Raw genomic sequence first — 20,009 nt, 5'->3', positions numbered from 1 at the left:
ATTTGCTAGATTAAGGCTAGGTATAGAAAAAAGCCACCCGCAAAGGAGTGGATTTCAGTTCTTAAATGATATTTTTTTCCGGTTTCAATACTGACATAAAGCTTTCAAGCCCTGTTAAATCATTTTTATTGAATAAGTCAACAATTTTACTGCCGACAATGATTCCATCACAATGGGGACTTAGTTCATTAATTTGCTTTTCGTTTGATATGCCAAATCCAGCGACAACAGGTATGGGACTAATTTCCTTTACTTTCTTTAGAAATTCGACTACCTCTTGATCAAATTCATTTCTTGTTCCGGTTATTCCCTTTACAGTAACAGTGTATAAAAAGCCTTTCCCTCTATTCGATATTTCTTTTATTCTCTCTTTCGGAGATGTCAACGTAACAAGTCGGATTAATTCAATCCCCACATCCTCAAGTTCTGTTGCTAGAAGGTCCTCTTCTTCCATGGGAAGGTCGGGAATAATACAGCCATCCACTCCGGCCTTTGCAATATCTTGTGCAAATGTAGAAATCCCATATGAATAGACAGGGTTTAGGTAAGTCATAAGCACGATGGGGATCGATACTACTTCTCTCGCTTTTGTTAGTTCTGCAATAATTCCCCTTAGTGTCGTTCCATTTTGAAGCGCCCTAATACCAGCTTGCTGAATGGTTGGCCCATCCGCTACAGGATCGGAAAAAGGAACACCAACTTCAATGAGGGTGGCACCGAATTTTTCTAATGTTAGTAGACGCTCAGTTAGATTATTAAGTCCTCCATCTCCACCCATAATATAGGGAATAAAAGCCTTCCGGTCATGGTCTTTTAACATCTTAAAACTTTTTTCAATTCTATTCATTATGATCTCTCCCTTTCTAACCTTTCTTTTACAGCTGTTACATCTTTATCACCACGACCGGACAAACATACCACAATATACTCGGTTTCCTTCATTTCGGCTGCGAGTTTAACTGCAAAGCTTATTGCATGAGCACTTTCAAGTGCAGGTATAATGCCTTCTAATTTTGATAAAAGTTGGAACGCTTCTAATGCCTCTTTATCAGTAATAGAATGATATTGTGCTCTGCCACTGTCTTTTAAGTAACTATGTTCTGGTCCTACACCAGGATAATCAAGACCAGCCGAAACAGAATGAGCCTCAATAATTTGTCCATCGTCATCCTGTAGTAGATACATGAGGGCTCCATGAAGGACACCTGGTTTTCCTTTTGTGAGTGAAGCGGCGTGGAAATCCGTATCTATTCCCTGTCCCGCTGCCTCTACACCATAGAGACTGACTGCTTTATCCTCTATAAACGGATGGAACATTCCCGCAGCATTACTGCCCCCTCCGATACAAGCAACCACGGCTTCTGGAAGCCTTCCTTCTTTTGCTAAGAACTGTTTTTTCGTTTCCTTGCCAATTACACTTTGAAAATCTCTTACCATTACAGGGAATGGATGTGGTCCCATAACAGAACCCAAGAGATAATGTGTATCCTCTACATGTTCAACCCAATATCTTAAGGCTTCATTAACGGCATCTTTTAATGTTGCGCTGCCAGAGGTGACACTTACAACCTTAGCACCGAGAAGCTCCATTCGAAAGACATTTAGTGCCTGACGTTTGATGTCTTCTTCCCCCATAAAAACAATGCATTCCAAGTTTAATAAGGCACAGACTGTTGCAGTCGCAACGCCATGCTGTCCAGCACCAGTTTCAGCAACAATTTTTCTTTTTCCCATTCTTATAGCTAGTAAAGCCTGACCGATTGCATTGTTTATTTTGTGGGCACCCGTATGATTCAGGTCTTCTCTTTTAAGATATATTTGAGCTCCGCCCGCGTATTTTGTAAGATTTTTCGCATGATAAAGCGGTGTTTCTCTTCCTACATATTCCGTTAAATACCCATCAATTTCTGCTTGGAAACTGGGATCCTTTTTTGCTGCTTTGTATGCTTCATCCAGCTCAAGAACAGCCTTCATAAGCGTTTCTGGTACAAATCTTCCTCCATAAATTCCAAATTGCCCTTTTTCATTCGGCAGTGTATATGAATTCATTCCTAGTTCCTCCTGTTTGGCTCCCTTTAGCCTTATTAATAAAAGTCTGGATCTTGTTTAAGTCCTTTTTTCCGTCCGTTTCTACTCCGCTGCTGACATCGACCATGTATGGTTGAATGAGCTTAATGGCTTCTTCAACATTTTCCTCATGTAATCCTCCAGCTAGAATGACTTTTTTCTCCTTGAGGTCGTGAGGCGAAATGCAGTTCCAATCAAAAGACAAGCCATTCCCCCCTCTGAATTTTCCTTTCGGTCCATCCAGCAGAACGTATTCACAAGGATAACTTTCTAGTTGCTTTAAACTCTGATTATCATGTATACCTACTGCTTTGATTACAGGGAATGATAGAGATTGGCTAAAGGCTGGAGTTTCATCGCCATGTAGTTGAACATGTGTGAGTCCTGCTTCGGAGGCAATTTCCTCTATCTTTTCTTTTGACTCATTAACAAATACCCCAACCTTTAATACCTCTTTCGGTAAGTGAGTAATGATGTCTTTTGCTTTTATAACTGAAATCTTTCGCTTGCTTTCTGCAAAAACAAAACCGATTGCATCTGCCCCGTAATCAACTGCTGCTATAGCAGTTGTAAGATCTGTAATTCCACAAATTTTCACTTTCATTTTATCACCTTGTCAACAAGCGGCAATCTGAAATCTTGGAAAGATTTAGCTAAGTCGGTACTCTTCATTAACGCCTCACCGACCAAAATCCCATTCGCTCCAGCTCTGCGTACCCGCTCCACATCTTCCTTGTAATGAATCCCACTTTCGCTGATTAGAAATGCTCCAGCGTCCTTTATTGATTTTGCTAGAGACTCTGTAACCTCAAGTGAAACGTTAAAGGTTTTTAAATCCCGATTATTAACACCTATAAGCTGAGCACCAAGTTTGAGTGCTATTTCTAATTCTGCTTGATTATGAACCTCAACTAATACCTCTAAATCCAAGCCTATTGCATATTGGTACAATTGAGTCAGCGTATTCTCGTCAAGTGCCGCAACGATCAATAAAATGATATCAGCACCGTATCCAGCAGCTTGGTCGATTTGACTTGAATCAATAATAAAATCCTTACAAAGGATAGGCAGCTCAACCGCCTCTCTTACGGCCCTTAAATCAGCAAATGAACCTTTAAAGAAGGTGGAATCAGTTAGCACGGAAATAGCGGATGCTCCTACCTCCTCATATCTTGCCGCTTGTTCGGCGGGTTCCACTCCATTGTTTATCATTCCTTTAGATGGCGAAGCACGTTTAAATTCTGAAATAATCGCTATCTCTTCTGCATTCTGTAATTTTTGGATGAAGGATCTTCTCGGCCTCACCTCAACTTTTAACAAATCTCCTTCGCGGAGTCTTTTGACCTCATTTTCCTTTTCGTTAATAATTCGATCTAATATGGTTTCCACTTATATCGCCTCTCTTTGACCTTTTCGAGTTAGTTCAATTAACCGTTGTAACTTTTCATAAGCTGCTCCTGAATCAATAACATCCCTAGCAATATTAATTCCTTCGACAATGTTGACCGCCTTACCGCTTGTATATATTCCTATCCCTGCATTCAATAAAACTGTATCTCGGCATGCACCTTTTTCGCCCGAAAGAACCTTTTTAAGGATCTCCGCATTTTCCTTAGAATCTCCACCCTTAATCGCACTGTTATCATATTCAGGAAGTCCTACTTCATCCGGTATAAAGGTTTTGGTGGAGATAACTCCATTCTCTAATAAAGAAAGATAGTTCTCACCCTGTAGAGACGCCTCATCCATAGAACCTGCACCGCTTATGACTACCGCACGTTTACGCCCTAGGTTTTGTAGAACTTCTGCAAATACCGGTAATAAGTCTTTTCGATAGACACCAAGTACTTGATAATCTAAATCAATAGGATTGGTAAGTGGACCAATAAAGTTGAAGACAGTAGGGATTCTCAATTGTCTCCGAACCGTCATAATCTTCTTTAATTTTGGATGCACATGCGGAGCAAATAAGAAGGCGATTCCAAGTTCATGAAGAATTTCCTCTGTACGCTCAACTGGCAAATTTAAATTAATGCCTAGATACTCCAATACATCTGCACTGCCTGTTTTACTTGAAATACTGCGATTTCCGTGCTTTGCTACAGGAATACCTGCTCCAGCAATAACAAATGCTGATGTAGTGCTTATATTAAAACTCGAAGATCCATCCCCACCAGTTCCACAGTTATCTAAAACCCGCGGAAACTTCTTACGAAATGGAAGGGTATTCTCCTTTAGACCCTTAACGATTCCAGTAATTTCTCCCACTGTTTCACCTTTTGATTTTAATCCCATTAAAAAGGCAGCAATTTCACTTTCAGAAACCTCTTCACCTAATATTAAGTCCATTGCCTCTTTCATTTGTGGTTCTGAGAAAGATTCACCTTCAGCTAATTGGAGTAAAAAGTTTTTCATTTCTCTTCATCCCTTCTATTTCAGATAAAAAATTCTGCAGCATTTGCTTACCATTTGGTGTCCCAATCGATTCAGGATGAAACTGTAAGCCGAATACTGGAAAGTGTCGGTGTTTTATTGCCATTACCTCTTGGTCGTCAAGAGAATGTGCGACACATTCCAAATCAGGTGACAAACGATCCTTCGCAACCACCAACGAATGATAGCGCATTACTTCTAATGGGGACGTTAAATAGGTAAAAACTCCATCGCCATTATGGGTGATTTGCGACGTTTTCCCGTGTTTTATAAAATCAGCTCTTCTAATTTCACTCCCAAATGCTGCCCCTATTGCTTGGTGTCCTAAACATATACCCAAAATAGGTATTTCTTGAAATAAGCTTTGAATCACCTCAATACAAATTCCAGCATCCTCTGGTTTTCCAGGACCCGGTGACAAAATAATGGCTTTCGGATTCATATCCTTTATCTGCTGGATTGTAAGCTGATTGTTTCTAATAACGGTTACTTCCTCACCTAATTCACCTAAATATTGATAAAGGTTAAACGTAAAGGAATCAAAATTGTCGATTAGTAAAATCATTGTTCACCCTCCAAAAAGGCTTTTAATTTATTTATCGTTTCTTCATATTCTGATTCGGGGTTGGAATCATGAACAATTCCGGCACCTGCCTGGATATAGGCAGTCCCTTCTTTCAAAATCATCGTACGAATTGCTAAGGCAAAATCAATGTTTCCGTTGGCGGATAAATAACCAATAGCTCCGGAATAAAGTCCACGTTTTGATTTTTCCAATTTATTAATAATTTCCATTGCTCTGATTTTCGGCGCCCCGGAAACAGTCCCCGCAGGAAGACATGCTGCCAAAGCGTCGAGATTACTATGATCTTTTGTTAACGTCCCACTGACTTCTGATACAAGATGGATGACATGACGGAATTTTTCAACTTCCATATACTTATCTACAGTTACAGAACCAAATTCACAAACCCTGCCTAAATCATTTCGGCCAAGATCAACGAGCATTTTATGCTCTGCCAGTTCCTTTTCGTCACTTTTCAATTCTTTTGCAATCAACTGGTCTTCCTCAATTGTTTTTCCTCTTCTTTTTGTACCTGCGATTGGATTTGAGAACACCTGTGATCCTCTTGTTTTTATGAGACTTTCGGGTGAAGAACCAATTACGGTATATTCATTGAAATCTATATAGAACATATAAGGTGTCGGATTATGGGCACGGTGCTTGCGATAGAGTGATAAAGGTGAACCTTGGAAGGATGACTTCATTCTTCTTGAGAGTACCACCTGGAAAATATCACCTGCTTTTATATGCTCCTTCGCATTTTCAACATTTTCTATAAACTCTTCCTTAGAGGTTTCAGACTGAAAACCTGTAAATTGAAAAGGGGTTTCTTCTTGATAAATAGCAGGCTGTTTCAGCTCTTCAATTCTTTGCTCCAGCCTTTTTTCAAGTAAATCTTTATCTATTTCGTTTGAAAGGGGTACACCGCAAAGCGTTATTTTCTCTTCAAGATGGTCAAAGACAATGACTTCTTCATAAAACATTAAATGAACATCAGGCATTTGTAATCCATTCGGAAACTCTTCACCAATTTCTTCGAATTGGCGGATTATATCATAGCCAACATACCCTACTGCCCCGCCTATAAATGGAAAAGGTGCTTCATCCATCTTTGGAAGCAATGTTTGAATCAATTCAAGTGGGTTTCCTATTAAAACTTTCTTCTCACCATTCCGATATACAATTTCATTTGTGTCACCATTTGATATAAGTTCGAATGCTGGATCGGCTCCAATAAGGGAATAACGCCCAGAGTCATGGTACTTATGTGAACTTTCCAATAAAAACTTTTTATGCCCACTAATCTTTTGCAGAATAGAAATAGGAGTGAATGTATCCCCTTTTAGTTCCTTTAAGAAAAAACCATTTTTTATTTTCATGCGCTTTACTTCCCTTCGTAAATAAATAAAAAAATCGTCCTCTATACGCATAAAAAGCAAAATTATGCGTATAGAGGACGATTCTTTGTCGTGGTGCCACCTCTGTTTGAAGCTGTTTTTGCAGCTTCCTCCTTCAGATACAGGACCTTTAAAAAGTCGTATATCCTATCCTTTTAACGGTGGAACTCCGTGCGGCCCTACTAATGATTCAGGCAGCCTCTCACAAGTCCATTCCACAAATCCATTCTTACCGGGCTCTCACCTTCCCCGGCTCTCTGAAAAGAATTAAATAAGTGTACTCCTCTTGATCTTAGATTTCATTATTATTTTCTAGAGAAAAACAAAAAGGGCCCTCCATCCAAAAAGGACGGAAGACCCGTGGTGCCACCTTCATTAGCCAAAAATCAGCTCACTTAACCGATATCAAAGCAACGCAACTATCTGCTTGAATATCTGCCTCTTTTAACGATGAGGATTTCGCCAAAGCCTACTGACCCTATAGGAGGTTCGGTTTGGAGGCTCCGAAGTCCATTCACTCTTACGTCTACACTGATTTGCACCAACCATCAGCTCTCTATAGAATCCGTAAAAGTTACTACTCTTCATCAATGCCATGCCTTTATTGATTTTTATATTAAACCATCTTAAAGCATATTGTCAACAATATTTTTTAGAAAATTCAATTTAAGGATATTCCATTTAAAGGATTGTTGTTTGATAGTTATTTTAAAATAAAGATGTCAATATTAACGTTAGCACATCATATGAAGGCGGGATAGAAGAGAAATGGATCATATTGAACGATTATGCCCGAGTTCAGAGGCTGTGAGAAATAAATCATCCTCAGCTGGTAAAAAGAAAAAATCAGGTGAACTTTCCAAACAAAAGTGGGCAATACTCTCATTGTCATCAATTCCGTTAGTAATGACGCTTGGTAATTCCATGCTAATACCCGTCCTGCCCTCAATGGAAAAAGAATTATCAATCACAGCGTTCCAAACAAGTATGATTATAACGGTTTATTCCATCGTTGCGATTTTCTTAATTCCAGTGGCAGGATATTTATCGGACCATATTGGACGAAAAAAAGTAATTATACCAAGTCTCATTATTGCAGGAATAGGTGGTTTAATTTCAGGATGGGCCGCCTGGAAGTTGGAAAACGCCTATTGGATAATATTGCTTGGCCGAGCCCTACAAGGAGTGGGAGCAGCTGGAGCCATGCCAATTGTACTGCCTTTGGTTGGCGACATGTTCAAAAATGAAGACGATGTTAGCAGTTGTCTTGGGTTAATTGAAACCTCTAATACATTTGGTAAGGTTCTAAGCCCGATATTGGGATCCTTACTAGCAGGCTTTATCTGGTTCTTACCTTTCTATTCATTTCCGGTCTTTTGTACCATTTCAGTGATTATGGTAATGTTTTTAGTGAAAAGTCCAAAGTCTCGTTCCAAACCAATTCCTTTTAAGCAATTTTTCACAAATGTAAAGAATACCTTTACCGAAAAAGGAAAATGGTTATACGCTATCTTTTTTATTGGCGGGATTTTGATGTTAGTCCTTTTTGGCATATTATTTTATCTCTCTGAAATCTTTGAAACCGAATATGGGATAAAAGATTTAAAGAAAGGATTGTTTCTTGCATTGCCGCTTGGGGCACTTTGTTTGTCATCGTTTATTGCTGGCAAATTAATTAAAGATAACAAGGTACTAATGAAATGGCTCACCTTTGGAGGCATTGTTATCGCTGCAATTTCTATAGCCGCCCTTTGGCTATCGATAAAGCTTTGGTTTATGATTACGATGTTTTTAATAGCCGGAATCGGAATTGGAATTGGTCTACCATGTTTAGACGCTTTAATAACTGCGGGAATTGAGAAGGAAGAGCGTGGAACTATCTCCTCTATTTATAGCTCGATGAGATTTATTGGTGTTGCAGCCGGTCCTCCGATTATTGCGTTGTTAATGAAACAGGAAAATTATTGGATTTTTATTACACTGAGCGGGCTTAGTATTATTGCAGCTTTTGTGGCCATGTTTGCAATAAAGCCTGGCGAAAAAAAAGCACATTAAAACAAGCGCTGGAGTAGCCCTCCAGCGCTTGTTATTAGGTGAACATTAGGCATACTATGTGTTTGGCTTAGATTTCTTTACCTTTTTATTTTGTGGGGTCATCTCGTTGGCAAATTCTTCGCTATTTATACTTTTCGCACTTTGCAGACCTGATTTTGTTTTAATATTCCGCTTCGTCAATATTCTCACCACCCTACATCAAGATGGCTATAATTTAACCAAACGAAAACTTATCATACAGTGAAATATTATTAATTTGGACTTAACCATTCAGGATCTCTATTTACACATATATGACATTTTTCAGTTTCTTGGTTATAGGAGTAAAATGTATGTCCACAATCGATACAATTCTTTTTATGTAGCTGTTCAACCCGTTCACATTTACTTTTAATATCTAGTTCAATCTCAATCGCATTTTCCGGACAAACATCCGTACACGAGGCACAATTCACACACTTTTGGTTTCCGATATGAAGGTTACTTTCCTTCAAATGAAACACTTCTTCCGGACAAAGCGAAAAGCAAGCTTGGCAAAGGGTGCATTTATCTTTGTGCATTTTTACTGAGAAAAGTTGATAATCAGGATAATATTTCGAAAGCTTCCAGTCATCCTTTTCAACCTTCCAAGCCGCTGGAGCCATACTTTTAGCAAGCTGTATTCCTTCTTTTCGAAAAGACACAAAGAAGGCTCTCCTCGAAAGCACTTTATCCATTACTTTTTCAACAACAAGAATTGGACTTTCATCAAGTAATCGTAATTGTTCATTTGTATCACAAATTATAGTTTCCCATGCGATGTTCATTGTTTGACGAGTAACTTGAATGGATGTCATTCCTCTTTTTTTTAAAATGAGCAGTTCTTTTACAGCAGGTGTATAACTTGGGTCATAAACCAAGCTTCTGTTATCAAAAATTCGGTTACATGCTATACCTTCAATGGCAGACAATGGGCAGGCAATGATACACTCACCGCACATCAAACATTTTGTTTTATCGATGATGAGTAAATTGTCTTTTATTTCAAAAGCATGCTGCTCACATCTATCTAGGCAAAAACTGCACGTTGATTTTCGATTTCGTAATCTTATACATTCAGTCGAAATTTTTATTTCTTCATGCAGACTCTCCAGCCAATTTACGAGAATAGACATCTAATCACCAACTTATTTATATGAGGTTTTAAACTAATTTTGCATCCCTATGGGGCGTGATGACAATGTTCGGTTTCGTTATTGCCGGACTAGGCATTCCTTTTATTTGACTAATGTTTCCATACTTCTTTCGAAGTTCTTTTATCGGTCCAAATTCAATGGCTCCTAATGGACATGTTGCAACGCAAACGGGGTCTTCCCCTTTTTCCTGAAGGTCCATACAAAAATTACATTTGTTTGATTTAAATGTTTCTTTGTTGTATTGTGGTCCACCATAAGGACATGCCTTGACACATAATTGAGTACCAGCGCAAATCTCCTGTTCTATTGTTACAACCCCATTCTCATCACTCTTCATAATGGCACCAGTCGGACAGCTTAGTATACAAGCAGGCTGTTCACAATGGTTACAAGCAATTGAGAAATAATACGATTTCACATTTTGGACAATACCTCCATTTGCCTGCTGCATATAAGAACCTTCTTCTTTCGTATAAACCCGGCGAAAGTTAATCCCTACTTCTATATTGTTTTTATCTTTACAAGCCACACTACAGGCCTTACAGCCTTGACAGATACTTTGATTGATATAAAATCCTATTTGATCCAAAGCAATCACTCCTTATGCTTTTTTCACTTCAACAAGGTTTGTTAATTGTGGATTTGATTTCGCAAGAGGAGTTGGTCGTTGTGATGTTAACACATTTATGGATCCCCTTTGGTCTATGCCTGTTTTGTCAGGTGTATACCATGCACCTTGTGGAATACCAGCCACTCCAGGAGTTATACGAGTTGTTACCTTTACATCAATATACAAACTTCCCCGCTCATTAAAAACTTGAACTCTATCTCCATCCTTTATTCCACGCTTCTGGGCGTCATTAGGATTCAGCCACATTTCCTGCTTAGCTGCTTCCTCAAGCCATGGCATATTATCATAAGTGGAATGACATCTCCGCTTATAATGCCAACTTATGAGCTGTAATGGATACTTTTCTATTAATGGATCTTCCGGTCCTTCCCATGAAGATATATATTTAGCAATAGCAGGTATTTCTTCTTGCTGGTTCATATCCCAAAGGGTTTTAGAAAATAATTCAATTTTTCCAGAAGGTGTTTCAAAAGGATTGTTTTCTAAATCATCAATTTGTGCCTTGAAACCAACGAGCGGTTCATCAAATTTAAAATGATGAACACCTTTTTCCCTGAATTCTTCAAATGTAGGGAAGTTTGGATCCAGCTCCTCACGTGTTCGTTTAACACTTTCTTTTACCAGATCGAGTATCGTCCTGCCTTCAGTAAATTGTTCCTTAACCCCTAATTTATCTGCCACTTCTGCAAATACATCATATTCATTCCGACATTCATAGAGTGGATCGATCGTTTTATCTCCAAAAACAACGTAATCTCCAAAACACCAAGGCACACCTATATCGTACCTTTCAAAAAAGGTTGTTCCTGGTAGAAGAATATCTGCATATTTAGCACTCGGGGTCATAAAAAGATCACTGACACAGATAAATTCTACTTTGTTTTCATCCTCTAATAGGCTTGTTGTTTTATTAATATCAGCATGCTGGTTTACCAACATATTCCCTGCCATATTAAAAATCATTTTAATATTAGCAGTTAATTTATCAGTTCCTTGAAGCCCATCTGCTGCGGTCATCTCTGTGCCTTGTTCTACGGCCTTTGTCCAAAGAAAACAAGGAATAGATGCCTTCACCGGATTTTCTACCTTAAATGGATAAACAATATCTGCCCGACTCCAGTAACCCGTTCCAGCTGCCCAGCCTCCAAGTTTACCAACATTTCCTGTCAAACAAGCCAGCTGTGCACCTCCGCGCATAAATTGTTCACCATACGCCTGCCTTTGTGCAGCCCACCCTTGAATTAGTGCTGCAGGCTTTATCGTCGCATAGTTTCTCGCAATTTCACGAATTTTCCCAGCAGGCACTCCGCATATTTTTTCGGCCCATTCCGGTGTTTTTGCTACTCCGTCTTTTTCGCCTAATAAATAACTCTTCACTGACTCTTCCCTTGCAATACCTTCAGGCATATGGTCACCATCAAAGCCTACACAATATTTATCAAGGAATGCCTGATCATGTAATTTCTCTGTTACAAGGACATAGCCCATTGCGTCCATCATCGCGTTATCAGTTGTTGGTTTAATTGGAATCCACTCATCAGCAAATGCAATCGCGGTATCCGTATATCGAGGGTCAATGAGAATAATTTTTGCTCCGTTTTTTCTAGCCTGCATTAAATAATCACGATATGGAGTCGAGAAAATCATTTCTGACGGATTTTGCCCCCATAGGATGATGTACTTAGAATGTAATAAGGAATCAAAGCTGCTGCCTGAATTGTTCGTTCCATAGGTAAATGGCGTTGCCACATTTCCTGCCCCGGAACTATAGTCATTCCGGTAATTTAAATATCCGCCAGTTAATGCTAATACCTTTCTCGAACTATTCCTGCCGCCGTGAAGCCCCCAGCTTTGTCCAGAAGCGTAATTGACATATCTGGATTCCGGACCATATGTATCACCAATTCGTTTAATCTCAGAGGCAATTGTATTAATCGCTTCATCCCATGATATTCTTTCAAACTTACCTTCGCCTCGCTTTCCTATCCGTCTCATCGGATACTTCAGGCGGTCAGGATGATAAAGTAAATTACGATAATTTCGCCCACGGACACATGCCCTAAGAGGAGGAATGCTGGGATCACCGCTTTCCTGGGTGTCGGTTGCTACGCGAACCACTACACCGTCTTTTACATATGCCTTAATAACACAGCGGCCTCCACAATTATTGATACTGCAAGTTGATACGACCTTATCCCAATCGCTGGCACTTGCAACATTTTCTTCCTTTTGCTTGTCGATTAATAATTTAGTCCCTACACCACCAGCAATAACTGGGACTCCAATTGCCCCTGACCATTTTAAAAAAGTTCTACGCTGCATTCTATTAGCCAATAAACTCTTTACAGGACTGTCTTTTGACATGGATAATTGCCTCCTTATTCTCATTATGTGAAATTCTTCACAAAAGTAAAGTGCAGTTTTCACCTCTAACTTACTCGTACTCCTAATAACTCAATTTTACTTGATACTTATTAAATAAATCTTAAATTTGACATCGTTCACAGTTATTTCATAATATTTATCCATATTTTGATAACAATTTGAGGTCGAATGGTGTCATTTGTTTCTAGTTAATCTCGAAATATGTATATAATAAAAAAGAAACTATTTTGCAAAGGATGATCTCATTGAATATAACTGGTCATACAGTTGAAAAACTTGTCGATCCATTTGGATTATTAAGCGGAGACCGCTATGAATTTTTTCTTGAAATAGAAGTAGAGGAAGAGGATGAACTATACTCTGAAAAAGGCGTTGGAATTAAGGTCCTGTTTGTAGCAGATGAAAAGGGACCAAGAATTTCGCACTATCACCTCTATGAAAGAGGCACAGAAAAAGTCTTAGACTTTGCTCTTGAAGAAGACGAGGAATTAGCAGTATTTGATTATTGTAAGGAAAACATTGATTCATAAGAAAAGCAGAGGAATATCCCCTGCTTCATCTTATGTTATTACATAAAGTTTTTACTATGATTATGAATGACCTGTAATTCTTTCGTGGAAAGGCTCATTTCACTTTTGCATATTGGACAGAGGGGCACTTCAGTGCTCTTAAAATTGTCACGAATCCAGCATTTACAGTTATCTGAATTACATTCCCAAATTTTAGTTTCTTCAAGCTTTACTTCTTCATCATTTCTTCTACCAAACGCCAAAATGATCACCCCTTGTACTTTTTGCAAGACTGTTGGACACTTTGATTTAAGTTTAACATCTTTTATAAAGATAAAAAGGTGATGCCTTATCATTGCACCACCTTTTTATTTTTCATGAATTAAGCTTTAACTACGTTAGCAGCTTGTGGTCCACGAGCACCTTCAACGATTTCAAAAGATACTGATTGACCTTCTTCTAAACTTTTGAAACCCTCTGATTGGATAGCAGAGAAGTGTACGAATACGTCTTGACCGCCATCAGCTTCAATAAATCCAAATCCCTTTTCTGCATTAAACCATTTTACTTTACCGTTATTCATGAATAGAACCCCCAAAATTTTGTTCACTTTTAGCACATAACCATTTAATAAATCAAAAAGTCGTAATGCACCAGGTAATAGACATCACCCACACATCGTGCAGTTACGACTACTTAAACCAAAAAATATTTACACGAACTTAAAAGCGTACCTTAATCATACTCTTTATTACTCTAAAAGTCAATTAAATTTACAGTATAGCATACTACTAAGCTACTAACTATAAAAAATAACAGGGATATTTATTTTTTTTCATAATCCCCCTTTAAAAAGATCTCCATAAAGTTTTCAACGAACTTTGGGATGTCAGCTTCCATACCGATGTAATCTAAAGTTTCCAAGGGCTCAGGATCCGGTTTTGGACGAAAATCAGCAATACTCTTTCCTTTGGCATTTCCAAATTCCTCTACCTTCACTCTTCGGGGTATATATTTAAAAATTTCAGGATTGGTTATTGCCATTAAGGGGACAACATCGTGAATAGGAGCACCTTTTATTCCCGGAACGTTTTTTTGGTAGGCTTTAAAATAATAATCAAATGTCGGTTTTAGCAATGGGCGAAAAGATGTTGGACTGTTTTCTGCAAGTATTTCGACCATCTCAGGCGTTATGATCGCTCTATTGGTGATATTCAATGGATATAGATGAACATTATGAGCCTTTTCCATAACGATTCTTGCTGCAATAGAATCTGAATAGAAATTGGCTTCCGCTTCTGCTGTTATATTTCCCGGAACTAGGAATGCACCGCCCATAATATAAAATTCCGTTATATCCTTTAAAGCATTGTCACCATATAAGATAAACATGAGAGCTAACTCTGTTAATCTTCCTACATTGACAATGATTAAATTTCCCTTATATTGATTAACGATTTCAAGGATTTTGTTATAATCATGAACTTTTATATTTTGAAAAGAATCAGGAGGTCTTATTGGCCCTAGTCCTTCTGGTCCATGTATTTCCGGATAATACTGAACAGGTTCCCCAGATAAAGGACCAGCTGCACCAGCAATAATCGGAATATCCTCCCTGCCGCCTAATTCAACTAAATAAGCAGAATTTTTAACGGATTGTTCTTTTTTTGTATTCCCATATCCACTAACAATGCCGACCAGATTTATATGTGGATTTAATAAAGCGTACATAATTGCAAAAGAATCATCAATCCCAGGATCAGCAAACAAAAGCACATTATAAGCCATTGCACTCCCCCGCACATCTTCATTTTTGCGTCCTTTCATCATCATATGTAAGAGCCCGGATTCAAAATACCATCATTTATAAGACAAAAAGTCGCAAAAAACCGACTCGAGGTCGTCGAATCGGTTTTTTTGATTATGCTTCTTTTTTTACCTTTGGTGCTGCTTTTTTCCTAGGGGCTGCAGGCTTTTTGACAACTGTTTCCTTCTTCGCTGCACTTTCTTTATTTATAGCTGTTTCCTTTTTTATTGCAGGTTCTTTTCTTCCAGCACCTTCGCTTCTAGGCTTGGTCCTATCAATCGAAGCCTGCAGTGCTGCCATTAAATCGGTAACGTTAGAAGGTGTCTCTTTAGCTGTCGGGGTGACGGTTTCTTGTCCTGTACGTTTTAATTCAATTAACTCTAATAATGCTGACCTGTATTCATCGGTGTATTTTTCAGGTTCAAATTCAGTAGTTAATTGATCAATTAACATAATCGCAGTAGCTAATTCTTTATCAGTAACCTTATCATCTGCCGGGACATTTGGAACGTCTCCCGAACGGCGGACTTCGTCTGGAAAATGAATCGTCTCCATGACCAATGTATTATCATACACACGAATGACTGCCATTTGTTCTTTAGAGCGAATAATAATTTTTGCTATACCTACCTTGTGGGATTCCTGAAGTGCTTTTCGAAGCAAGGAATATGCTTTCCCACCGCCTTCATTAGGGGACATATAATAACTTCGGTCAAAATAAATAGGATCTATTTCTTCCATTTTGACAAAATCAATAATTTCTACTGCCTTTTCTTCATTTTCCTTCCGAAGCTTTTCAAGGTCTTCTTGATCCAGAACCACAAATTTCCCTTTTGTATATTCGTATGCTTTCACAATTTCCTCTGGTTTTACTTCCTGTTCACATACAGTGCAAATTTTTTCATATTTAATCGGTGCATGGCATTTATCATGCAACGTTCGAAGTTTAATGTCTTTATCCTCAGTGGCTGTATGAAGCTTGATTGGGATATTTACAAGCCCAAAACTAATGCTGCCTTTCCACATCGTATGCATAAGTGCAAATCTCCATTCTTTTTATTATTATTGTGGTTTTTTGCTTTAAGAGAAATTCCTAAAAACATTTGGTAAAGGATGAAACCTGTTGGTTTGAAACAAAATAAAGGAAAAAGAGAGGAAATTAATCAATGAAACCGATGCTGCCAACACTAACATTCGACCTAAGCGTTCAACCTGATTGGCTGTACGAGGTTAAGTATGATGGATTTCGAGCGATTTTGAATTGGGATAAAAATGGGATTACCTTAACCAGTAGGAATGACAAGCCCTTGCTGCCACAATTCCCAGAGATAAAGGAATTTCTTGAGCCGCTAGAGGAATTCTTTCAACCTCTTCTGCCGCTTCGACTTGATGGAGAGCTTGTTCTACTTGAAAATCCATATAAGGCCAATTTCTCTGCGATCCAAGTCCGTGGAAGATTAAAGGCTTCAAAGAAAATTGTTGAACAAGCAGAAAAGGTTCCTTGTCGTTTAATGGTCTTTGATATCCTAGTATTAGCTGGCAAACCTCTTCATTCAAAAAAATTTAAAGAACGAAAGGAGAGACTGATCGAGCTTTTTAAACAGCTCGATTTCCCACTAGAAGCAGACCCCTATAATCATAACTTACTGCAGCTAGTTAAAGCCCATAAGGACTTTTCAAAATTATGGGAAAACGTTGTTCTCCATGATGGTGAAGGGATTATTGCAAAACAAAAAAACAGTCAATGGGAAGAAGGAAAGAGATCCTTACATTGGTTAAAATATAAAAACTGGAAATATGTATCCTGCTTTATTACAGCATTTGAAAAGACAAATGGGTACTTTTATGTTGGAGTATACAAGGAAGGAAGTATTCAGGGAATTGGTCAAGTACTATTTGGCTTTAAACCAGACGAGAAGCAAGCTCTTCAAAGTACGATTAAACAGAATATGGTGAGTGAAGACACCAAGTTTATCTATGTCGAGCCTGCTATTTGCTTAGAGGTGAAATACTTAGAGCTTTACGAAAATCAGCTGCGTGAACCTCATTTTCATCGCTTCCGTTTTGATTTAAAGCCTAATGAATGTACATATGAACAATTTATCTTTAAGCAAAAAAATTTACCGGAAGATTTGGATATTACCCACCCTGATAAGCCTCTTTGGAAAAACCATGACATTCAAAAGGTAGATTTCATACTGTATCTAAGGGAAGTATCACCATATATGCTGCCTTTTTTAGAAGATCGAGTCCTAACAGTGATTCGCTATCCGCACGGAATGTTCGGTGAACCTTTTTATCAAAAAAATTGTCCAGACTATGCACCCGATTTTGTTCATACACATATATCAGAAGGAATTGATTATATCGTTTGTAACAATCTAAAAACACTCATCTGGCTCGGTAATCAGCTTGCGATTGAATACCATATACCATTTCAAAAAATTAACAGTAAGGGAGCGAGTGAAATTGTCTTTGATTTAGATCCTCCCTCAAAGGAAGAATTTCACTTAGCGGTAAAAGCTGCATTGTTCATTAAAGAGATTCTTGATCAATTAAATCTAATTGGATTTATAAAAACATCTGGAAATAAAGGATTACAAATTTATCTGCCTTTGCCTGAGGACGTATTTTCCTTTGAAGATACACGTTTATTCACAAGCTTTATAGCGGACTATTTGATTTCGAAGGATCCAGATTCGTTTACAACGGAACGAATGAAAAAAAATCGTGGAAATAGACTTTACGTTGACTATGTCCAGCATAGTGAAGGAAAAACAATTGTAGCACCCTATTCCATGAGAGGGAATGAGCATGCCGGTGTAGCCACACCACTATATTGGGACGAAGTGGATGATACCCTAAATCCTGTGGACTTTAACATGGAAAATGCATTACAACGAATTAGAAAACAAGGTGATCCATTTAAGAATTATTTTCAAACAAAAACGATTCAGCCTTTTGGACCCGTGCTCGAAGTGTTGAAAGCAAACAAGGTCACATAGAACCCTATGTGACCTACATAAACTTATTTAGTTATTACAAACCAGCTTTCTTAAGAAAGTCTTGTGCGTCTGCTTGCAACTTTTCGTATGTTGACTGCTCGGTAAATTCCTCTTTCGAACTTACAGAAAAGGTTTCGCTTTCTAGGTCCACATCCACATATGCTTGGTACATGTACGTTGCATTACCAATCAGATCAATGCTGTAGTTTTCATCGTCTTCATGAACGACACATTGCACTCTACCACCATTATTGTAAACATTAACTATTTCTTCCACGTTATTCAGTTCTTGCAGGCATGTTACCAATGAAGAGGCCGACATGGCCGTTCCACAAGCATTTGTGAAACCCACTCCCCGTTCATAGGTGTTTACATAAATACTTCCCTCTGCCAAATTTTTAACAAAGCTTACGTTTACGCCATCCGGAAATAACTCATTTGGGTTGTTAACCTTCTCGCTTATCACTTTTTGCACGCCAGATTGCAATTGTTCTGTATTTACGATTGAAATTAAGTGCGGATTGGGGACCGCCAGCGCAGTAAATGTTAACTCCTGTGAAAGCTCTGAGATTTTTTCATTTAGTAAATTGGCTTGATTTAATTTCAAAGGTAAATCTTCCAATAAGAATGAAACCGGCGAAATCTCTACTTGGTAGGTTATCACATCCGGATAAATATCCTTTTGTTCACTAACCTTTAAATTCGCCTTCATGGTTTCAATCGTGGCTTCATTTAGTCCTTTCATTTCACAAACATATCGGGCGACTAACCGCAAACCGTTACCACACATGGAAGCCTCTGAACCGTCCGAATTAAAAACCCGCATTTTTCCATCAGCTTGGTCGCTGTTCATGATGAAAAGAATACCATCCGCTCCTAAATCGGAATCTCGGTCACATAATAATGTAGCAAGCTTAGCCCTTTCACCTTCCGAAAAGGAATAAGCATTCGTTATTTCATCAATTAAGAGAAAATCATTTCCTGAACCATGACCTTTAATTAAATCGATTTGCACTACGATAACCTCCGCAATTTTTATACCTTATTCTATCAAATATTCAATTAGAAAGACACTTCCTTATCTCTCAATAAAATATTCATTAATTAGAAATGACATCGTTAATAGCTTGTCCTTTTCTGATAGGTTTTCAGTTAGCGAAAGTACTGGTGTATTTGGTTCTGGAAAACGACCGCTCCATTCAACAGGCATCCACCCGCGTCTCAGCCGCCCGACCTGCTTCCCCGATTGATTTAAGACTCGTTCATCCATAAAAAAACCTGAACCTTCAACTGAGCCAAACAATCTACCTGTCACATCTACCATTTCTTTCTTTTGTTTTAACCATGTTACATGCTCTTTTTCATAACAGCCTAAATATCTCCTGTTTTGATCATAGACTTCAATTATGAATGATTTTTTTATTTTGTAATATCCAATAGGCCCCCCTTGGCTATCATAGAGTACATAAATTCTTGGTTTCCTAAACAGATAAACGCCCTTTTGCCAATATCTCTCAATCTTTCCTGCCTGGTGTCCATCAGGATAGAAAAGGTGCAAACTAGAATCTTGCTGATTCATGTAGACAACCACAAGATGTCGCGCAGAAAAAATACTTTTATATGAACTGGACAATTGAGGCATATTTCGATCAATGGAAATAGCTTGTTTTACTCTATATAGGTAGATCTGAAAGCTTATAAAGCTGTACACCACAAAAGGGATGGTAAGTAACATAATTTGATTGTTTTGAAAAAAATATAGATTTCCAACAGCGATGGTGATAGCAGGAATGAGCGCTGCAAGGCTTCCATTTAAAGTAATATTGGCACTGTCACGGTAAAATTCATGTATTTTCATCCTGAAAACTCCTTATCTGCCCCTCTTATATATATTCTATTAAAGATGGATAAAAAAAATGATAGGAGTTTTCTTTATATCCGCTATAAAAGATTAATAGAAAAAAGAAGCCAATTGACTGG

The 20,009-nt window shown here is 38.3% G+C and carries 20 protein-coding genes and 2 other annotated features; of the genes, 3 read left to right on the top strand and 17 right to left on the bottom strand.

Translation table 11 applies throughout. From position 1 onward, the window contains the following. Nucleotides 1-61: 61 nt before the first annotated feature. Genes trpA through trpE form a run of 7 tightly spaced genes read right to left on the bottom strand, consistent with a single transcriptional unit; the run spans nucleotide 62 to nucleotide 6,444 of the window. Nucleotides 62-847, bottom strand: coding sequence for a tryptophan synthase subunit alpha (gene trpA, locus BANA01_RS10315; protein WP_063253053.1), 786 nt, complete (start codon nucleotides 845-847; stop codon nucleotides 62-64). Next, on the bottom strand, nucleotides 847-2,049 hold the full coding sequence (trpB, locus tag BANA01_RS10310; protein ID WP_063253052.1) for a tryptophan synthase subunit beta: 1,203 nt from the start codon (nucleotides 2,047-2,049) through the stop codon (nucleotides 847-849). The genes trpA and trpB overlap by 1 nt, the downstream gene beginning before the upstream one ends. Further along, nucleotides 2,024-2,671 (bottom strand): phosphoribosylanthranilate isomerase, encoded by a 648-nt coding sequence (locus BANA01_RS10305; protein ID WP_063253051.1) that lies wholly within the window; start codon nucleotides 2,669-2,671, stop codon nucleotides 2,024-2,026. The genes trpB and BANA01_RS10305 overlap by 26 nt, the downstream gene beginning before the upstream one ends. Further along, entirely contained in the window at nucleotides 2,668-3,456 is a 789-nt protein-coding gene (gene trpC / locus BANA01_RS10300) for an indole-3-glycerol phosphate synthase TrpC (RefSeq protein ID WP_063253050.1), read from the bottom strand. The genes BANA01_RS10305 and trpC overlap by 4 nt, the downstream gene beginning before the upstream one ends. Then, complete coding sequence (gene trpD, locus BANA01_RS10295) at nucleotides 3,457-4,482, bottom strand: anthranilate phosphoribosyltransferase (RefSeq protein WP_063253049.1); 1,026 nt, start codon at nucleotides 4,480-4,482, stop codon at nucleotides 3,457-3,459. Continuing rightward, nucleotides 4,454-5,065 carry an anthranilate synthase component II gene (locus tag BANA01_RS10290; RefSeq protein WP_063253048.1) on the bottom strand — a complete coding sequence of 204 codons (612 nt, stop codon included), beginning with the start codon at nucleotides 5,063-5,065 and terminating at the stop codon, nucleotides 4,454-4,456. The genes trpD and BANA01_RS10290 overlap by 29 nt, the downstream gene beginning before the upstream one ends. After that, nucleotides 5,062-6,444: an anthranilate synthase component I gene (trpE, locus tag BANA01_RS10285; protein WP_063253047.1), complete on the bottom strand. Its 1,383-nt coding sequence runs from the start codon at nucleotides 6,442-6,444 to the stop codon at nucleotides 5,062-5,064. The genes BANA01_RS10290 and trpE overlap by 4 nt, the downstream gene beginning before the upstream one ends. A 70-nt stretch (nucleotides 6,445-6,514) precedes the next feature. After that, nucleotides 6,515-6,765 (bottom strand) — a binding site (T-box leader). Nucleotides 6,766-6,804: 39 nt separating this feature from the next. Beyond that, nucleotides 6,805-7,062: a binding site (T-box leader), on the bottom strand. Nucleotides 7,063-7,230: 168 nt separating this feature from the next. Between trpE and BANA01_RS10280 the strand changes: the two genes are divergently transcribed. After that, nucleotides 7,231-8,517, top strand: a complete 1,287-nt coding sequence (locus tag BANA01_RS10280) for a bacillibactin exporter BcbE (RefSeq protein ID WP_063253046.1) — start codon at nucleotides 7,231-7,233, stop codon at nucleotides 8,515-8,517. 54 nt (nucleotides 8,518-8,571) lie between these two features. Here the strand turns inward: BANA01_RS10280 and BANA01_RS30560 are convergent, their stop codons facing one another. The 4 genes from BANA01_RS30560 to BANA01_RS10265 all read right to left on the bottom strand — a co-directional run bounded on the left by BANA01_RS30560 (nucleotide 8,572) and on the right by BANA01_RS10265 (nucleotide 12,687). Further along, nucleotides 8,572-8,697 carry a hypothetical protein gene (locus tag BANA01_RS30560; RefSeq protein WP_268875069.1) on the bottom strand — a complete coding sequence of 42 codons (126 nt, stop codon included), beginning with the start codon at nucleotides 8,695-8,697 and terminating at the stop codon, nucleotides 8,572-8,574. A gap of 71 nt (nucleotides 8,698-8,768) precedes the next feature. Continuing rightward, entirely contained in the window at nucleotides 8,769-9,671 is a 903-nt protein-coding gene (locus BANA01_RS10275) for a 4Fe-4S binding protein (protein WP_063253045.1), read from the bottom strand. Between the two features lie 28 nt (nucleotides 9,672-9,699). Then, nucleotides 9,700-10,290, bottom strand: coding sequence for a DMSO/selenate family reductase complex B subunit (locus BANA01_RS10270; RefSeq protein WP_326160868.1), 591 nt, complete (start codon nucleotides 10,288-10,290; stop codon nucleotides 9,700-9,702). A 3-nt stretch (nucleotides 10,291-10,293) separates the two neighbouring features. Then, nucleotides 10,294-12,687 carry a DMSO/selenate family reductase complex A subunit gene (locus tag BANA01_RS10265; RefSeq protein WP_235847102.1) on the bottom strand — a complete coding sequence of 798 codons (2,394 nt, stop codon included), beginning with the start codon at nucleotides 12,685-12,687 and terminating at the stop codon, nucleotides 10,294-10,296. A gap of 257 nt (nucleotides 12,688-12,944) precedes the next feature. Here BANA01_RS10265 and BANA01_RS10260 point away from each other — a divergent pair, with 257 nt between their 5' ends. Next, complete coding sequence (locus BANA01_RS10260; protein WP_063253095.1) at nucleotides 12,945-13,238, top strand: DUF6509 family protein; 294 nt, start codon at nucleotides 12,945-12,947, stop codon at nucleotides 13,236-13,238. 38 nt (nucleotides 13,239-13,276) lie between these two features. Here BANA01_RS10260 and BANA01_RS10255 read toward each other — a convergent pair whose 3' ends face one another. The 4 genes from BANA01_RS10255 to ku form a co-directional block, all read right to left on the bottom strand. Beyond that, the gene (locus BANA01_RS10255; RefSeq protein WP_174524415.1) at nucleotides 13,277-13,480 is read right to left on the bottom strand and encodes a cold-shock protein; all 204 of its coding nucleotides are present in this window, start codon (nucleotides 13,478-13,480) and stop codon (nucleotides 13,277-13,279) included. Between the two features lie 119 nt (nucleotides 13,481-13,599). Continuing rightward, on the bottom strand, nucleotides 13,600-13,800 hold the full coding sequence (gene cspD / locus BANA01_RS10250) for a cold-shock protein CspD (RefSeq protein WP_063253044.1): 201 nt from the start codon (nucleotides 13,798-13,800) through the stop codon (nucleotides 13,600-13,602). A 242-nt stretch (nucleotides 13,801-14,042) separates the two neighbouring features. Continuing rightward, nucleotides 14,043-15,044, bottom strand: coding sequence for a nucleoside hydrolase (locus tag BANA01_RS10245; RefSeq protein ID WP_420884247.1), 1,002 nt, complete (start codon nucleotides 15,042-15,044; stop codon nucleotides 14,043-14,045). A gap of 94 nt (nucleotides 15,045-15,138) precedes the next feature. Beyond that, nucleotides 15,139-16,059 (bottom strand): non-homologous end joining protein Ku, encoded by a 921-nt coding sequence (gene ku / locus BANA01_RS10240; protein WP_082799467.1) that lies wholly within the window; start codon nucleotides 16,057-16,059, stop codon nucleotides 15,139-15,141. Between the two features lie 131 nt (nucleotides 16,060-16,190). Between ku and BANA01_RS10235 the strand changes: the two genes are divergently transcribed. Continuing rightward, entirely contained in the window at nucleotides 16,191-18,029 is a 1,839-nt protein-coding gene (locus BANA01_RS10235) for a DNA ligase D (RefSeq protein ID WP_063253042.1), read from the top strand. A gap of 34 nt (nucleotides 18,030-18,063) precedes the next feature. On the opposite strand, the gene dapF is transcribed toward BANA01_RS10235, so the two are convergent. Then, the gene (gene dapF / locus BANA01_RS10230; protein ID WP_063253041.1) at nucleotides 18,064-19,044 is read right to left on the bottom strand and encodes a diaminopimelate epimerase; all 981 of its coding nucleotides are present in this window, start codon (nucleotides 19,042-19,044) and stop codon (nucleotides 18,064-18,066) included. A gap of 63 nt (nucleotides 19,045-19,107) precedes the next feature. Further along, complete coding sequence (locus tag BANA01_RS10225; RefSeq protein WP_063253040.1) at nucleotides 19,108-19,887, bottom strand: hypothetical protein; 780 nt, start codon at nucleotides 19,885-19,887, stop codon at nucleotides 19,108-19,110. Nucleotides 19,888-20,009: the final 122 nt, after the last annotated feature.

This window comes from Neobacillus niacini NBRC 15566, assembly GCF_001591505.1.
Lineage (GTDB): Bacteria > Bacillota > Bacilli > Bacillales > Cytobacillaceae > Neobacillus > Neobacillus niacini.
This window is presented reverse-complemented; position numbering and strand designations above follow the sequence as displayed.

Excerpts from the sequence above, each read along its gene's own strand:
- trpA (WP_063253053.1), bottom strand. The coding sequence starts at position 847 with ATGAATAGAATTGAAAAAAGTTTTAAGATGTTAAAAGACCATGACCGG.
- trpB (WP_063253052.1), bottom strand. The coding sequence starts at position 2,049 with ATGAATTCATATACACTGCCGAATGAAAAAGGGCAATTTGGAATTTAT.
- BANA01_RS10305 (WP_063253051.1), bottom strand. The coding sequence starts at position 2,671 with ATGAAAGTGAAAATTTGTGGAATTACAGATCTTACAACTGCTATAGCA.
- trpD (WP_063253049.1), bottom strand. The coding sequence starts at position 4,482 with ATGAAAAACTTTTTACTCCAATTAGCTGAAGGTGAATCTTTCTCAGAA.
- BANA01_RS10290 (WP_063253048.1), bottom strand. The coding sequence starts at position 5,065 with ATGATTTTACTAATCGACAATTTTGATTCCTTTACGTTTAACCTTTAT.
- trpE (WP_063253047.1), bottom strand. The coding sequence starts at position 6,444 with ATGAAAATAAAAAATGGTTTTTTCTTAAAGGAACTAAAAGGGGATACA.
- BANA01_RS10280 (WP_063253046.1), top strand. The coding sequence starts at position 7,231 with ATGGATCATATTGAACGATTATGCCCGAGTTCAGAGGCTGTGAGAAAT.
- BANA01_RS10275 (WP_063253045.1), bottom strand. The coding sequence starts at position 9,671 with ATGTCTATTCTCGTAAATTGGCTGGAGAGTCTGCATGAAGAAATAAAA.
- BANA01_RS10265 (WP_235847102.1), bottom strand. The coding sequence starts at position 12,687 with ATGTCAAAAGACAGTCCTGTAAAGAGTTTATTGGCTAATAGAATGCAG.
- BANA01_RS10260 (WP_063253095.1), top strand. The coding sequence starts at position 12,945 with ATGATCTCATTGAATATAACTGGTCATACAGTTGAAAAACTTGTCGAT.
- cspD (WP_063253044.1), bottom strand. The coding sequence starts at position 13,800 with ATGAATAACGGTAAAGTAAAATGGTTTAATGCAGAAAAGGGATTTGGA.
- BANA01_RS10245 (WP_420884247.1), bottom strand. The coding sequence starts at position 15,044 with ATGAAAGGACGCAAAAATGAAGATGTGCGGGGGAGTGCAATGGCTTAT.
- ku (WP_082799467.1), bottom strand. The coding sequence starts at position 16,059 with ATGCATACGATGTGGAAAGGCAGCATTAGTTTTGGGCTTGTAAATATC.
- BANA01_RS10235 (WP_063253042.1), top strand. The coding sequence starts at position 16,191 with ATGAAACCGATGCTGCCAACACTAACATTCGACCTAAGCGTTCAACCT.
- BANA01_RS10225 (WP_063253040.1), bottom strand. The coding sequence starts at position 19,887 with ATGAAAATACATGAATTTTACCGTGACAGTGCCAATATTACTTTAAAT.